The organism is Streptomyces sp. NPDC040610 (assembly GCF_055594065.1).
This window is the reverse complement of sequence record NZ_JBVIXA010000004.1, coordinates 597,807-613,525: the sequence shown is the minus strand read 5'-3', so window position 1 is coordinate 613,525 and position 15,719 is coordinate 597,807. Positions and strand designations below refer to the sequence as shown.

The following is a 15,719-nucleotide window of genomic DNA, read 5'->3' as shown; positions in this document are numbered from 1 at the left end:
CGGCCTCTCCCCGATGTCGCGCGGAATTCCGCGTGATGTCCGGGAGGAATGAGGTTTACAGGGGTTGGGCGTGCATACGAACACGCCGACGGTCAAGATTACGGGGCTCGCCCGGACGGGTCAAACCGGGCCCCCGCAGCCCTAGCGGGTGGGCTTCTCGCCGTCCGGCGGCAGCGGCTTCACACCGCGGCACAGATCGGTCTTGTCGCTGGTCCCCGGCCAGGCCACCTTCTTCACCCGGTCGAAGTGCCTGCGGTAGGTGTCGTGCACCGAGTCGTCGTCGACCTTCACGATCACCTCGTCGTTCTCGCGCAGCGCGGGCGCCGTGTAGTTCTGCGAACCGGTGAAGGTGACCTTGTTGCGCTTGCCGTCGTACACGCCGTCGATGAGGACGTACTTGCTGTGGATGATGTACGGCGTGGTCAGCTTCTGGCCGGGCACGAGCGGGTCCCGGTCGTCGTTGTAGCAGCGCAGCGAGGGGCCGCCGGGCTTGTGCAGGGCCTCCCAGGTGCCGGGGGTGCCGCCCTGGCTCTTGGCGCTGTCGGTCTCGGCGTACACGAGGTCGACCGCGCAGCCCGCCTTCTTCAGGGAGACCAGCTTCTCGGCGATCTGCTTGCGCGTGATCTTGAAGATGGAGGCGCGGACCTTGGTCTGGCGCTTCACGCCGTTGGCGTCCTTGTAGCTGCACGCGACGTTGTTGAGGACCGAGTACATGGTGTCGGTCTCGTTGACGGTGCCCTCGCGCGGGAAGAAGTACGCCTTGTAGAGGCCGTTGCTGACCGTGCGGTAGTCCCAGTGCCGCCAGTCCATGCGGACCATGTCGTCGAAGTACTCGGCGAACGCGTCGTACATCGTCGGGTTGTTCGGGAGCTGCAGCGCGTCGTTGAAGAACTTGGTGTGCGCCGACGGCGTCGAGTTCGACGTGGTCTCCACGACGACGTCGCGGGCGCCCTTGACCTCGGAGAACAGCCAGAACTTGTTGTGCATGATCGACTTGCCGTGGCGCGGGTCGCCCAGACAGGACTTGTCCGTGGGGCACAGCGCGACGAACGACGACTCGGAGCGGTTCGTGCCGAGCGACGCCGCGAGCTTGGCGTAGGAGGGGTTGTCCGGGCGGTCCGTGCGGCTCGTGGAGTCCAGCAGGATCTGTACGTTGACGCCGCGCTCGCGGGCGTTCAGGAGCGCGTCGACGACCGGGGACTCCCACACGTGGTAGACGGCGACCTTGATGGTCGAGCCGGGCACGGCCGCGTCGGTGAGCTGGATCAAGCGGGTACGGATCGCGTGCTGTGCCTCGTCCGTGCCGAGCGGGTCGTTGAAGACCGGGCCCTCGGTCCAGGTCGGTGTCGTCCCGGTGGGCCCTTCGGCGGGCGCGGCCCCGGCGACGCCGGTGGCCTGCAGGCTCGCCGCCGAGAGCACCGTGGCGAGCGCCGCCGCCTGCCGTCCGCCCTTGACCTGTTTCACGGCGCGGTGGCGGCCCGTGCCTCTGAGGCGCAGCTGCGCCATGGTGCATCCCTCCCCTGACCCCGCGCGCGGTCTCCCCACGGCGCGCCGGAGTCCTTCCTCACGGTCGACTCTTCGTCAACTCTTCACGACAACAAACCGCATGAGTCTTACAGGCAAAGCCTCGACGATCCAAGTGACGGACGAAAACCGCGCATTGAGGGCACCGACCTGGCACCATGCGCGCCGACGCGCCGGTGCCCCCGGCACGGCGAACTCGCCGTGCCGGGGGCACCGTTGCTGCGGTGACGCCCGTGAGGGTCGGCCGGGGCGCCCGGCCGAGTCACGGCCGGACGCGCCGGGCCGACCTCAGCCCGCGTCGGCCGGGGCCGTGACCGTGGCGCCCGACTGCTCGGCGGCCGCGGCCTTCTTGGTGGTCTTCGCCGCCTTCTTGGCCGTCGTCTTCTTGGCGGCCGTCTTCTTCGCCGTCGTCTTCTTGGCCGCGGTCTTCTTCGTCGCGGCCTTCTTGGCGGTGGCCTTCTTGGCCGTCTTGCGCGCCGCCTTCTTGGCGGCCGGAGCGGCTTCCTCGGCGTCGGCGGCGGGCGCCTCGGGCGCCTGGTCCGCGGCCGCGTCGGACGGCTTGTCCGCCGCGGGGACGACCACGACGGCCGTCTCCTCGGGCGCGGTCGGCGCGGTGGCCTTGCGCACGGCACGGCGGCGCGGGCGCGCCGGGGCCTCGGGGGCCGCCTCCGCAACCGGCTCGGCCGGGGCGACCGGCTCGGCGGCCGGGGCCTCGGCGACCGGCTCAGGCTTGGCCGTCTCCGCGATGATCACCTCACCGCTGTCGGCCGCCGCCTTCGGCGAACCGGCCGGAGCCGTCGCCTTGCGGGTCGCCCGACGCCGCGTACGCCCCTTGGGAGCCGCGTCGTCCTCGGCGGCGGCCATGGGGGCCTCGACGACCTCGGCGACCGGGGCGACCGGGGCCTCCGCGACCTCGGCAGCCGGGGCGACCGCCTCGGCGGCCTCCTCGACCGGCTCCGCCTTGGCCCTGCCCGCACGGGACTTGGCCTTCTTCTCGGCGCGCCCGGCCTTGTCGGCCTTGGCCGCACGCCCGGACTTCTCAGCCTTGTCGGCCTTCTCGACCTTGTCAGCCTTCTCGGGCTGCTCGGCCCTCTCCGCGCTCTCGGACGCCTCGACCTCAGCCGTCTCCGACTTCGGCGCGCCCGCGGGAGCGGACGCCCGCCGCGTGGCCCGGCGCCGCGAACGGCCGCGGGAAGCGGCGGCCTCGGCCTCGGCCGGGCTGCTGTACAGCTCCTCGTCGGGGACGAACGCGGGCTCGGGCAGCGCCACCGGCTCGGCGACCTCGGCGGCGACCTCGGCCGCCGTCTCGACGGCCTCGGCACCCTCGTGCGTGTGGTCGTGCGCGCCCTGGTCGGCGCCGCCGCGGCCGCGCTTCTTGCGCTTGCCGCCGCCACCGGCCGTGGTTGCCTGGTCCATGTGCACGATGAGGCCGCGGCCGTTGCAGTGCACACAGGTCTCGGAGAAGGACTCCAGGAGGCCCTGGCCGACCCGCTTGCGGGTCATCTGCACCAGACCCAGCGAGGTGACCTCGGCGACCTGGTGCTTGGTCCGGTCCCGGCCCAGGCACTCCAGCATCCGGCGCAGGACCAGGTCCCGGTTGGACTCCAGGACCATGTCGATGAAGTCGATGACGACGATGCCGCCGAGGTCGCGCAGGCGCAGCTGGCGCACGATCTCCTCGGCCGCTTCGAGGTTGTTCCTCGTCACGGTCTCTTCGAGGTTGCCGCCCTGACCGGTGAACTTGCCGGTGTTGACGTCGATCACGACCATGGCCTCGGTCTTGTCGATCACCAGCGAGCCGCCGCTGGGCAGCCACACCTTGCGGTCGAGGGCCTTGGCGAGCTGCTCGTCGATCCGGTACGTCGCGAAGACGTCGACCTCGGACGTCCACCGCGAGAGGCGGTCGGCGAGGTCGGGCGCGACGTGCGAGACGTAGCCGTGGATGGTCTCCCAGGCCTCGTCGCCGCTGATGATGACCTTCGAGAAGTCATCGTTGAAGATGTCGCGGACCACGCGGACGGTCATGTCCGGCTCGCCGTAGAGCAGGCTCGGCGAGCTGGTGGTGGTCATCTTCGACTTCTTGAGGATGTCCTCCCACTGCGCCTGCAGCCGCTCGACGTCACGGCGCAGCTCGTCCTCGCTCGCGCCCTCGGCGGCGGTGCGCACGATGACGCCCGCGTCCTCGGGGACGATCTTCTTGAGGATGGTCTTCAGACGCGCGCGCTCGGTGTCGGGCAGCTTGCGGCTGATGCCGGTCATCGACCCTTCGGGTACGTAGACCAGGTAGCGGCCGGGCAGCGAGACCTGGCTGGTCAGGCGGGCGCCCTTGTGGCCGATCGGGTCCTTGGTGACCTGCACCAGAACGGACTGGCCGGACTTCAGGGCGGACTCGATGCGGCGCGGCCCGTTGGCCATGCCGAGCGCCTCGAAGTTGACCTCACCGGCGTACAGGACGGCGTTGCGGCCCTTGCCGATGTCGATGAAGGCGGCCTCCATCGACGGCAGGACGTTCTGCACCTTGCCCAGGTAGACGTTGCCGACGTAACTCGTCGACTGCTCCTTGTTGACGTAGTGCTCGACGAGGATGTTGTCCTCGAGCACGCCGATCTGGGTGCGGTCGCCGTTCTGACGGACGATCATCTCCCGGTTGACCGCCTCGCGGCGGGCCAGGAACTCGGCCTCGGTGATGATCGGCACCCGGCGCCGACCCTGCTCGCGGCCCTCGCGGCGGCGCTGCTTCTTGGCCTCCAGACGGGTCGAGCCCTTGATGGACTGCACCTCGTCCGAGGGCGAGTCGTCGCCCTTCTTGCGCGGCTCGCGGACCTTGACGACCGTGCGCTCCGGGTCGCCGTCGCCCGGCTCGGCCTCGGCGGAGTCACCGGCGCGGCGGCGACGGCGACGGCGGCGACGGCTGCTGCTCGAGCCGGAGCCACCGGCGGCCTCGGCGTCGTCGGAGTCGTCGTCGGACCGGTCGGCCTCGTCGGCGTCGGCGTCATCGACGGACTCGGCGGCCTCGTCGGAGCGCTCGGCGGCGTCGTCCGACTGCTCGGCGCCGTCGGCGTCGGCGGACTCGCCACGACGGCGGCGACGGCCACCGCGGCGGCGACGGCGGCCGTGCCGCTCACCGGCGTCCTCGCCGTCGGCTGCCTCGTCGGCGCCTTCGTTGTCGATGTCGGCCTCCGCCTCGGCGGGCTCGGCCTCGACGGTCTCCTCGGGCTCCGCCGCGACGGGGGCGGCGGGCTGCTCGTCCGCGGCGCGGCGGCGGCGACGACGGCGCGGGCCGGTCTCCTCCTCGGCGGCGGGCACGGGCGCGGGCGCGGGCGCGGCCTCGACGGGCTGCTCGGCCGCCTCGGCGGCGGCAGCGGCGGCGGCGCGCTCCGGGGTCTGGAACATCGGCTCGGCGAAGACGGGCGCCTGGAACACGGCCACGGCGGGCCGCGCCGGGCGGCGCTCGTTGTCGTCGTCGGAGCGCGTGCCCGCGGCCGCGGGCGCGGTGAATCCGGCGGCGGCCTTGCGGGTGGCGCGACGGCGGCCACGCCCGCGCGGGGCGTCCGCCTCGGCCTGCTCGGCGGCGGCCTCGGCCTCGCGGCCGTTGCGGCCACGCGGGGCGGCCTCGGCCTGCTGCGGCGCCTCGGCCGGGGTGTCGTTCGCGGCCGGGGCCTCTGCGGGCTGCACGTCGACCGCGGAGGCGGCGGCGCGGGTGGCGCGGCGGCGGGCGCGGCGCGGGGCGGCGTCCTCGGCGGCCGGGGCCTCGACGGCCTCGGGGGTCTCGGCGGCCTCGGCGGGCTCCGTGGCCGGGGCGGCCTGCACCTCGGCGGCGGGCGCGGACGCGGTCCGGGTGGCACGGCGGCGGGTGCGGCGCGGGGCGGCGTCGGCCTCGGGGGCGGCGGCTTCCGGGGCCTCGGGGGCCTCAGCGGTCTCGGCGGACGCGGTGGCCTCCGTGGTCGTGGCGGGCTCCGCGGCCGGGGCGGCCTGCGCCTCGGCAGCGGGCGCGGACGCGGTGCGGGTGGCACGGCGGCGGGTGCGGCGCGGGGCAGCGTCGGCCTCGGGCGCGGCGGCATCGGCGGCGGGTGCGGCGGCCTCGGCGGCAGGTGCGGCCGGGCTCTCGGCGACGGCGGCCGACGGCTGCTCCGCCTCGGCCGCCTGCGGGGCACCGGCGGGCGCGGAGGCACGACGGGTGGCACGGCGACGCGTACGAGCGGGGGCGGCCTCTTCCACGGCGGGGGCGGCCTCGGCGGCGGCGACCGGCTCGGCGGCGGGCGCGGCGGCCTCGGCCAGGGCGTCGGCCGACGCGGCGGACTGCGGGGCACCGGCGGGCGCGGAGGCACGACGGGTGGCGCGACGGCGCGTACGAGCGGGGGCCTCTTCCACGGCGGGCGCGGCCTCGGCGGTCTCCACGGCCTCGGGGGCCTCGGCGGCCTCGACCGCGCTGACCTCGGCGGTCTCGTCCGTCTCCAGGGCCTCGGCCTCGTCGTCGACGACGTCGGTCGCGGCGGCGGGAGCGGTGTCCACGGCGGTGGCGGGGGTGGCCGGTATGGCCGGCCCGGCGTCCGTGGTGGTGCCAGCGGGCGGCCCCGCGGGACGCGACGCGGCCCGGCGCCGGCGGCGCGGGGGCAGGGTGTCGCTGGGTGTGTTGTTGTTCGAACCCTCAGTGGGGTCGTTCGGCTCAAGCATGCGGGCGGTTCTCCCGTCACGCTCCCGGGCGCCGCGCCTGTACCGGACGTATCCGCGGCTCTCGCTTGCTGCGCGGGGCCGCCATCCGGGGGCGTGGGCGCCGCACGGGAGCTCTCTGTGTCTTGTCTCGCCGGTTCCGTACGCCCCTTTGTGCGGACGGCCTGGCGAAAGTCTTCTGGTCAGTGCGCCGCCCGACCCAGGTGGCTCCCGAGTACGAGGGCGGCGCTGCGGTGTTCTCGGCGAACGCCCCTGCGCGGGACCGTCCCTACTCCGGCGCCGTCGCGGCGGCAGGTGCGGCGTCCCCTGGACGATCGGGACGATCGGCCGGGGCGGCCATGTCTGCCTCGCGGTCGGGCGCGAGCGGGTCGGTCACCGTGCCGGTCTCTTCATCGAAAAGCCCCTGCGCCAGCCTGGTCACCGCTGCGGGGACCGGCGGCGCCAGGTCGGCCACAGCTCGGAGACCGGACAGGACGTCGTCGGGTCGGACGGCAGGTGTCACGTGCCGTACAACCAGCCGCAGTATCGCACAGGGCTTGTCGGTCGGCCTATCGGCGCGGGAGGCGAGCGCCTCCGGACCGAGACCGTCGAGGCTGACGACGGCCGCGCGGGCGTCGAAGGTCCGCATGCCGTTCTTCGTGCGGCGCTGGACCTCGACGGTCTCGGCGGCGCGGAAGGCGGCGGCGGCGCGCTCGGCCGCCTCGGGCTCCACGCCGTCCAGACGCAGCTCCCACACGGAGGCGGTGAGCCGGTCGGCGAGGCCCGAGGTGCGGGCCTCGACGGCGTCGGTGATGTCGAGTCCGTCGGGCAGTGACTCGTCGAGCAGCGCCCACAGGGTGCGCGGGTCGCGGTGCTCGGTGAGGGCGATCTCCAGATACTCGGCCTCGCTGCCCGTGCCGGTGGGTGCGGCATTGGCGTACGACACCTTCGGGTGCGGGGTGAAGCCGGCCGAGTACGCCATGGGCACCTCGGCGCGGCGCAGCGCCCGCTCGAAGGCACGCTGGAAGTCACGGTGGCTGGTGAACCGGAGGCGGCCGCGCTTGGTGTAGCGCAGTCGGATGCGCTGCACCGCGGGTGCGGGCGGCGGGCCTTCGGGCTGTCGCTTGCCCAGGGGAACTTCTCCTCGTGTACGCGGCCCGTGACGCCGTCCCCGTATCGGCGGGGAGCGCGTCCGGGCTGGCGCTGCCGTGTGTCGTGGTCCGGATCGTCCCTGCGGCTGCGGGGACATTTCACGCCGGACCTTCGCCTCAGAATACGCGCTTCACGTCCGCAGGTTTCCGTCGGCCTCGTGGCCCTGTGTGACGGGCACCTTCTCACGGGACCCGCCGAAGAGCAGCCGCCGGACGTCGGCGCGGGCCGCGCGCACGCTGTCGCGCACCGATCCGAGCGCCTGCCTCGTGGCGCGTCCCGCGGCCCGCACCGCCGCGGCGGCTGGGCGCCACACCAGGTCGCGGACGGCGTGCCCGGCCGGGGTGAGGACGGTCCGGTACACCCAGCGCGCGGGGCTCACGAAGATCCACCGAAGGAGCTGTCCGAGGAACCGCCACACGGCCCGCGACAGATGCCCTGCGACCCGCCACGCGTGCCCGAGCGCGTCCCCGACCTCGCGCGCCACGAAGGCGATGCCCCGCCCGACCGGCGCGAGCACCCACCGCCACACCGCCACGGCGGGCACCACGAAGACCCACCGCAGCAGCGTCCACACGACGAACCCGATGCCCCGCAGCAGCCACAGGATCCCGGCGGCGACCCCGCGCGCCGCCCAGGCGATGGCGTGCCCGATCGGCGTGAGCACCCGGGTGTACGTCCACACCGCGGGCACCACGAACAGGATCCGCAGCAGCCACCGCACACCGCGCGCGACCGCCGACGCCCCGGCCCCGACGCCCCGCGCGGCCCAGGCGAGCGCGTGCCCCACGGGCGTCAGGACGTACCGGTACAGCCAGGCGGCGGGCACGACGAGCAGCACGTGCAGGAGCCATCCCAGCCCACGGCCGACCGGCACGACCACGTACCGCCACAGGCCCACCCAGGGCCAGACGAACAGACACTTGCCGAGGAACAGCCCGGCCGCCGCGAGCCCCCGGCCCACCGGAGCGAGGACGTACGTCCACACCGCGCCGAGCGGCCGCAGCACGAGGGTGCGCCCCAGCCAGGCGAGCGCGCGTCCGCCGGGCCGCAGCGCGGTGTCGAGCAGGAACCGCCCGGCCACCACCAGCGCGTCCCACACCAGGCGCACCGGCAGGACGATCACCAGGGCCACGATCCGCACCGGCAGTCGGATGGCCACGACGAGACAGCCCTCCGCCTGCGCGGGGGGCTGTCTCAATGCGGGCTGCGGCGCGGGGGCCGCCGGGTGTTGCGCGGCCTGCTCCACCGGGGGTGTCGCGGGCCGTTTCTCCAGGTCCATGTGGTGCTAGACGCACACAGGGGCGCCGCGGCTCCCGATTTCGGGGCCGCGTCGGGATTTCCCCGCGGGTGGGTCGGCGGGACGGCGAAGGGCGTTCACTCGACGGCGATGCCGTAGTCCGGCAGGAGCTGCTCCAGGCCGCCCGTGTAGCCCTTGCCGCCGAGCACGAAGTCCCAGTCGCCGCCCGCTCTGCGCCGGAACGAGCCGAGGACCAGGGCGGTCTCGCCCGCGCGGCCCTCGGAGACGTCGAGCGTGCCCAGTTCCGTCAGGGACGGGTCGAGGAGCCGGATGCGGGCGTCGGTGAAGCCGGACAGGTCCGCGTGCGGGTTGACCTCGGGGTCGACCGCGGCGACGAGCGCGAGCCGGTCGGCGGCCGCGGGCAGCGACTCGAAGGCGACCCGCACCGCGGCCTTGTCCGGCGGGCTCGCGGGCTCCGCGCGCACCGAACCGTCCGGGGTCCGTGAGTTGTTGAAGAACACGAAGTGGTCGTCGCTCAGGACCCGGCCGCCCGCGCAGACGAGGGCGCAGACGTCCACGGCGACGCTGCCGGACCAGGACATGCCGAGGACGTTGTAGTCCCCGACGTCGTTCTGCCGGGGCGCGGGGGCCGGGGGCGGCGCGGGGGCCGTGCCCGCGCGCTCCCCGAGGCGGCCGGAGAGTCCGTGCCGGTGCAGCAGGTCGACCAGTTCGGGGCCCGATATCAGCTCCAGCGGCTTGCCGTTGGCGAAGGTGTACGAGCCGGGGCCGAAGCCCGACGTGGTGACGAGGACGCCCTTGTTGGCGCCGCAGTCCTGCACGGTGCCGTACAGATCTCGGACGGCCGTCGGCGGGACGGTGTTGCGGTAGCGCTTCACCTGGACGACGATCTTGCCGCCGCGGATCGGGGTGGGGTCGAGGGCGTCGACGTCCACGCCGCCGTCGTTCGAGCGCTGCGTCATCACCGCCTGCATGCCCATGGCCCGGAACAGCTCGGCGACCAGGGACTCGAACACGATCGGGTCCATCTCGCGCAGGTCAGGCTCGTCGCCCGCCCCGGCGCCGCCGTGGCTGGCCACGTGCTGGCCCACGTCGTCCGGCCTGCGCACGGGCCGCACCGGCGAGAGCTGGTCGGGCCGCGCCGCCAACTGGCCCCGGAGGCCGTCGACCAGGCAGCTGACCGGGTCCACCTGCTCCAGGCGGAGGTCGGCGAAGGGGGCGCGCGCGGCCATGACCGAGGCGAGGAAGATGTGTGTCCGTACGCCCGTCGCCGGATCGTGGTCGTCGACGAACCCGTTCAGCGCCACCGATTCGAGGGCGCCGTGCTCGTCCGCCGCGAACAGGTCGTGCAGCACGAGCAGCACGCACTGGGCGATGACGCCCCGGTACAGCGCCCGGCGCTGGGTCACCGGGCGCGGTGCCTCCTTGTCCTCGTCGGCGTTGATCAGGTAGCGCACCGACTTCGCCTCGGGAACGACGTCGTGGCCCGGGAGTTCCCAGTCGAGCACCAGCTGGCGCGACGCCGGGTCGTAGGCCGCGGCGACCTGCCGGGGAAAGCCCTCGGGCCAGGCCGTCGAGGCGTACAGGGCGGCGGTGAAGTACTCGACGACGGCCTCCGCGTCGCCGCTCCTGACCCCCGCGGCGACCTCGGCGATGCCCGCGTTGTGGCGGCGCACCTCCGCCAGGTGACCGGTGACCCAGGCGTCGTACTGGCGCCGCAGCTCCGCCAGTTGCCGCTGCCGCTGGGCCTCCGCGGCCTGCGCCGCCCGCCAGTCGTACTCGAAGCGGGCCCGCGCCTCCGCCTGTGCCTGCGCGCGGCGGCCCGGCGTCCAACCGCCCTGCGCCTGATAGAGGTTCACGTCCGGCATCGGCACCGGCACCGCGAGCTGTCCGGCCGAGAACGGCAGCACGTCCTCGGTCCGCGTCAGGGCCTCGGCACGGAAGGCGGGGGCCCGGCAGCCGGCCGCTAACAGCCCCTGGAGGGCCTCCACGCGCGCGTCGAGTTCCTGGGTGCGGCGCCGGGCCTCCGCCTGGCGGTACTCGCGGTAGTCCCGCTCCATCCGGCGCTGCTCGGCACGGGCCTGCCGCTCCTGTTCCCGGCGCTGTCGGGCCTCGGCCTCCAGCTGGCGTTGCTGCTGCCGCTGGACCTCAGCCCAGACACCGACAAGACCACTTGAGCGACGACTCATGCGTGCAGGCCCTCCCCAGGACGCCGACCTCTCCCACAACCGCCGACCGGCCCTCCAACCAGCGGTTATGAGATGACTTTAGCCAGCATCCGGCGCCGCGCCCACGGCGCCGGGGGGTCTCACTTCGCGGCGGGCGTCTTCACCGACAGCGGCAGCAACTTCTTGCCCGTCGGCCCCACTTGGATCTCCGTCTGCATGGCGGGGCAGACACCGCAGTCGAAGCACGGCGTCCAGCGGCAGTCGTCGACCTCGGTCTCGTCGAGCGCGTCCTGCCAGTCCTCCCAGAGCCAGTCCTTGTCGAGGCCGGAGTCCAGGTGGTCCCAGGGCAGCACTTCTTCGTAGGTGCGCTCACGGGTGGTGTACCAGTCGACGTCGAGGCCCACCTCGGGCAGCGTCTTGTCGGCGCACCGCATCCAGCGTTCGTAGCTGAAGTGCTCGCGCCAGCCGTCGAAGCGGCCGCCGTCCTCGTAGACGGCGCGGATGACGGCGCCGAGGCGGCGGTCGCCGCGGGAGAGCAGGCCCTCGACGATGCCGGGCTTGCCGTCGTGGTAGCGGAAGCCGATGGAGCGGCCGTACTTCTTGTCGCCGCGGATCTTGTCGCGGAGCTTCTCCAGGCGGGCGTCGGTCTCCGCGGCGGAGAGCTGCGGGGCCCACTGGAAGGGCGTGTGCGGCTTGGGCACGAAGCCGCCGATGGAGACCGTGCAGCGGATGTCGTTGCCCGCGACCTCGCGGCCCTTCTGGATGACGTTCGCCGCCATCTCGGCGATCTGCAGGACGTCTTCGTCGGTCTCGGTGGGCAGGCCGAGCATGAAGTACAACTTCACCTGGCGCCAGCCGTTGCCGTAGGCGGTGGCGACGGTGCGGATCAGGTCCTCTTCGGAGACCATCTTGTTGATGACCTTGCGCATGCGCTCACTGCCGCCCTCGGGGGCGAAGGTGAGGCCGGAGCGGCGGCCGTTGCGGGTCAGCTCGTTGGCGAGGTCGATGTTGAAGGCGTCCACGCGGGTCGACGGCAGGGAGAGGCCGACCTTGTCCTCTTCGTACCGGTCGGCGAGGCCCTTGGCGACGTCGTGGATCTCGGTGTGGTCGGCGGAGGACAGCGAGAGCAGGCCGACCTCCTCGAAGCCGGTCGCCTTCAGGCCCTTCTCGACCATCTCGCCGATGCCCGTGATGGAGCGCTCGCGCACCGGGCGGGTGATCATGCCCGCCTGGCAGAAGCGGCAGCCGCGCGTGCAGCCGCGGAAGATCTCCACGGACATGCGCTCGTGCACGGTCTCGGCGAGCGGCACCAGGGGCTGCTTCGGGTAGGGCCACTCGTCGAGGTCCATGACGGTGTGCTTGGACACGCGCCACGGGACACCGGACTTGTTCGGTACGACACGGCCGATGCGGCCGTCCGGGAGGTACTCCACGTCGTAGAACGCCGGGATGTAGACGCTGCCGGTGCGCGCGAGGCGGAACAGGACCTCCTCGCGGCCGCCGGGGCGGCCCTCGGCCTTCCAGGCGCGGATGATCTCCGTCATGTCGAGCACGGCCTGCTCGCCGTCGCCGATGACCGCCGCGTCGATGAAGTCGGCGATCGGCTCGGGGTTGAACGCGGCGTGGCCGCCCGCGAGGACGATCGGGTCGTCGAGGCCGCGGTCCTTGGACTCCAGCGGGATGCCCGCGAGGTCCAGGGCGGTCAGCATGTTCGTGTAGCCCAGCTCCGTGGAGAAGGACAGGCCGAACACGTCGAAGGCCTTCACCGGGCGGTGGCTGTCCACCGTGAACTGCGGGACCTTGTGCTCGCGCATCAGCTCTTCGAGGTCCGGCCAGACGCTGTACGTGCGCTCGGCGAGGACGCCGTCGCGCTCGTTCAGGACCTCGTAGAGGATCATGACGCCCTGGTTGGGCAGACCGACCTCGTACGCGTCCGGGTACATGAGGGCCCAGCGGACATCGCAGTCGTCCCAGGGCTTGACGGTGGAGTTGAGCTCACCGCCCACGTACTGGATCGGCTTCTGCACATGCGGGAGCAGGGCTTCGAGCTGCGGGAAAACCGACTCGACAGACATCGCTGGACCTTCGTGAGCTGACAGGGGTGACCCTCAAGCCTAACGTGGCCCGGGCCCCGCCCCGTACCTCGAACGGCCGACCCCCGCGCGGGCGCCTAGCCGCCGAGGGCCGCCCGCACCTTCGGCCGGGACGCCCGCTCCCACACCCCCGGCAGTTCCCGCTCCCGTGCCGCCGCGGCCGCCTCCTCGCGGCCGTACAGCAGGCCCCACACGAACACGGACTCCCCCGCCGCGTGCGCCTGGACGGCCAGGGCCCGCAGGGCCTCGCGGGCCACCACGCTGTCCTGGTGGTCGCCGAGCACCTTCTGCACGCCCTTCATCCGCTTGGCGAAGCGGGCCGCGGGCTTGCCGAGGGCCGGGGTCGCCGCCTCGCCCGCGTACCGGGCGCGCTTCGCGGCCTTGCGGGCCTCGTGCATCGCCAGGTCCCGGTCGGTGCCGGGGGCCAGGGCGAGGGCGTGGTCGACGCGGGTGGCCAGGCGGCCGTAGTCCTTGAGCATCGCCTTGGGCAGGGCCTTTGCGGCGGGGCTCGCGGCGCCCTTGCGGAGCGGGGGGTCGGCCAGGAGGGCGTCCAGGCGGTCGAGCAGCGCGAGGTAGCGCTTGCTGTCCAGGACGGCGACCGTCTTGCGGCGTGAGCCCGCGCGGCCCGCGACCTTCCAGATCTTCAGGCGGCCGCGGACGGGGCCGAGGAGGAGGGTCCTGGGGACCGCGGCGATGGCCTCCGTGAGGCGCTCCGCGAGGACCTCGCGGTCGCGGTCCACACCCAGCTCGGCGGCCAGCCACTTCAGCTCCTCCCCGACGGGGTCCGTGACCGTGCGGTCGAGGATCTTGCTGTACGTCTTGAAGGCGCTGCGGGTGCGGCGGGTCGCCACGCGCATCTGGTGGACGGAGTCGGGGAGGTCCTGGCGGACCGCGGGGTCCAGGTCGACCAGGGCGTCGCGCTGCTCGCGGAGGTACGCGAGGACCTGGGCGCCCGCCGCGTCGGGGTTCAGATCCGCCTGCCCTGCGGGGCGATGGCCCACAGTGGGAACGGTCTCGTGCTCCGCCGTCTCGGCCAGGGCCCGTGCCAGTTTCGACTTGGCCGTCGCCCTCTGTACGCCCGCCTTGCGGAGCTTCTTCTCCACCTTGTCCAGGAGGCGGGGGTCGCCGCTCGGGGCCAGTTCCACCTCGATCTCCGTCCAGGACGCGGTGCCCGGGGTGCCGTCCAGGCGGTCGGCACGGACGCCGTCGACGCTGACCTCGGCGAGGAGGGTGCCGTCGGCGTCGACGAGGTGGCGCAGGTCGCGGGCCGAGCGGAGGCGGACGACGGGGGTCAGGTCGGCCTCGCGGACGCGGGAGCGGACCAGGCCGACGAGGGCGCGGGGGACGTCGTCCGACAGGGGGGCGTGCACCTCGTCGCGGGCGCCCTCGATCTCGGGCACGGGCAGTTTCAGGTGCCAGCCCGCGTCGTGGCCGCCGGTGCGGCGGCGCAGCGTGATGGAGGCCGTGGCGAGGCGCTGGTCGGCGGTGTCGTAGTACACCGCGTCCAGGTCGGCGACGCCCTTGTCGACGACGTCGGCCACCCCGGCGACTCCCCTGAGGTCGGGGAGCCCGCCGGGGGCTTCGGCGTCGTACTTCCGCTCGATCTCGCGTTCGCGCTTCGTGTCCGCCATGAACCGAATCTAGACGCGATCGGCCGACTTGGGCAGACCCCGGCCGCTATGCCGACAGCGGCCGTTCCACCTTGATCGACTGGAGCAGGCCCACGGCGAGCCACACCGCGAACATCGACGTCCCTCCGTACGACACGAACGGCAGGGGCAGACCGGCCACCGGCATGATGCCGAGGGTCATGCCGATGTTCTCGAAGGCCTGGAAGGCGAACCAGGCGATGATCCCGGCGGCGACGATCGTGCCGTACAGCTCGGTGGTCTCGCGGGCGATGCGGCAGGCGCGCCAGAGGATCACGCCGAGCAGGACCAGGATGGCGCCCGCGCCGACGAAGCCCAGTTCCTCGCCCGCGACGGTGAAGACGAAGTCGGTCTGCTGCTCGGGCACGAACTGGCCGGTGGTCTGGGTGCCGTTGGTGAGGCCGGTGCCGGTGAGGCCGCCGGAGCCGATGGCGATGCGGGCCTGGTTGGTGTTGTAGCCGACGCCCGCCGGGTCGAGCGCGGGGTTGGCGAAGGCGGCGAAGCGGGCGATCTGGTAGTCGTCCAGGACGTGCAGTTGCCATATGGCGACGCCGCCGAGCGCGCCCGCGCCGATCAGGCCGAAGACCCAGCGGTTGGAGGCGCCGGAGGCGAGCAGGACGCCGAGCACGATCATCACTATGACCATGACCGAGCCGAGGTCGGGCATCAGCATGATGATCATGATCGGGACGGCGGCGAGGCCGAGGGCCTGGACGACGGTGCGGTGGTCGGGGTGCTCCTTGTCGCCCGCGTCGACGCGGGCGGCGAGCATCATCGCCATGCCCAGGATGATGGTGATCTTGCAGAACTCGGACGGCTGGAGCGACTGGCCCGCGATGACGATCCAGGCGTGGGCGCCGTTGATGGTCGCGCCGAGCGGGGTGAGGACCAGCAGGATCAGGAAGACCGAGACGCCGTAGAGGATCGGCACGGCCGTGCGCAGGTTGCGGTGGCCGAGCCAGACCGTGGCGATCATCAGGGCGAAGCCGATGCCGATGTTCACGACGTGCTTGATCAGGAAGGAGTACGGGTCGTCGCCGACGAGTTCCGTGCGGTTGCGGGTCGCCGAGTAGACGAGCGCGGAGCCGATCACGGAGAGCGCGAGGGCGGCGAGCAGCATCACCCAGTCGAGCCTGCGCAGTATCGAGTCGCGGGCGAGCAGACGGGAGAGCGTGGAGCGCTCGGGGCCGTAGCCCGAGACGGAGAAGCCACCGGTGCCGGTCATGGA

General features: G+C 73.2%; 8 protein-coding genes. All 8 read right to left on the bottom strand.

Annotation, left to right across the window (positions count from 1 at the left end):
• Positions 1 to 141: 141 nt before the first annotated feature.
• Positions 142 to 1,506: a phospholipase D-like domain-containing protein gene (locus ACZ6AA_RS18525; protein ID WP_468449702.1), complete on the bottom strand. Its 1,365-nt coding sequence runs from the start codon at positions 1,504 to 1,506 to the stop codon at positions 142 to 144.
• A 306-nt stretch (positions 1,507 to 1,812) separates the two neighbouring features.
• Positions 1,813 to 6,198: an Rne/Rng family ribonuclease gene (locus ACZ6AA_RS18520; RefSeq protein WP_471458941.1), complete on the bottom strand. Its 4,386-nt coding sequence runs from the start codon at positions 6,196 to 6,198 to the stop codon at positions 1,813 to 1,815.
• 265 nt (positions 6,199 to 6,463) lie between these two features.
• Positions 6,464 to 7,264, bottom strand: a complete 801-nt coding sequence (locus ACZ6AA_RS18515) for a TIGR03936 family radical SAM-associated protein (RefSeq protein WP_468449704.1) — start codon at positions 7,262 to 7,264, stop codon at positions 6,464 to 6,466.
• A gap of 192 nt (positions 7,265 to 7,456) precedes the next feature.
• Positions 7,457 to 8,605 carry a hypothetical protein gene (locus ACZ6AA_RS18510; protein WP_471458939.1) on the bottom strand — a complete coding sequence of 383 codons (1,149 nt, stop codon included), beginning with the start codon at positions 8,603 to 8,605 and terminating at the stop codon, positions 7,457 to 7,459.
• Positions 8,606 to 8,700: 95 nt separating this feature from the next.
• Complete coding sequence (locus ACZ6AA_RS18505; RefSeq protein WP_468480808.1) at positions 8,701 to 10,770, bottom strand: restriction endonuclease; 2,070 nt, start codon at positions 10,768 to 10,770, stop codon at positions 8,701 to 8,703.
• Between the two features lie 119 nt (positions 10,771 to 10,889).
• Positions 10,890 to 12,824, bottom strand: a complete 1,935-nt coding sequence (locus ACZ6AA_RS18500; protein WP_468480807.1) for a TIGR03960 family B12-binding radical SAM protein — start codon at positions 12,822 to 12,824, stop codon at positions 10,890 to 10,892.
• Positions 12,825 to 12,919: 95 nt separating this feature from the next.
• On the bottom strand, positions 12,920 to 14,473 hold the full coding sequence (locus ACZ6AA_RS18495) for a CYTH and CHAD domain-containing protein (RefSeq protein WP_471458937.1): 1,554 nt from the start codon (positions 14,471 to 14,473) through the stop codon (positions 12,920 to 12,922).
• 46 nt (positions 14,474 to 14,519) lie between these two features.
• Positions 14,520 to 15,716, bottom strand: coding sequence for a rod shape-determining protein RodA (gene rodA, locus ACZ6AA_RS18490; RefSeq protein WP_468480806.1), 1,197 nt, complete (start codon positions 15,714 to 15,716; stop codon positions 14,520 to 14,522).
• Positions 15,717 to 15,719: the final 3 nt, after the last annotated feature.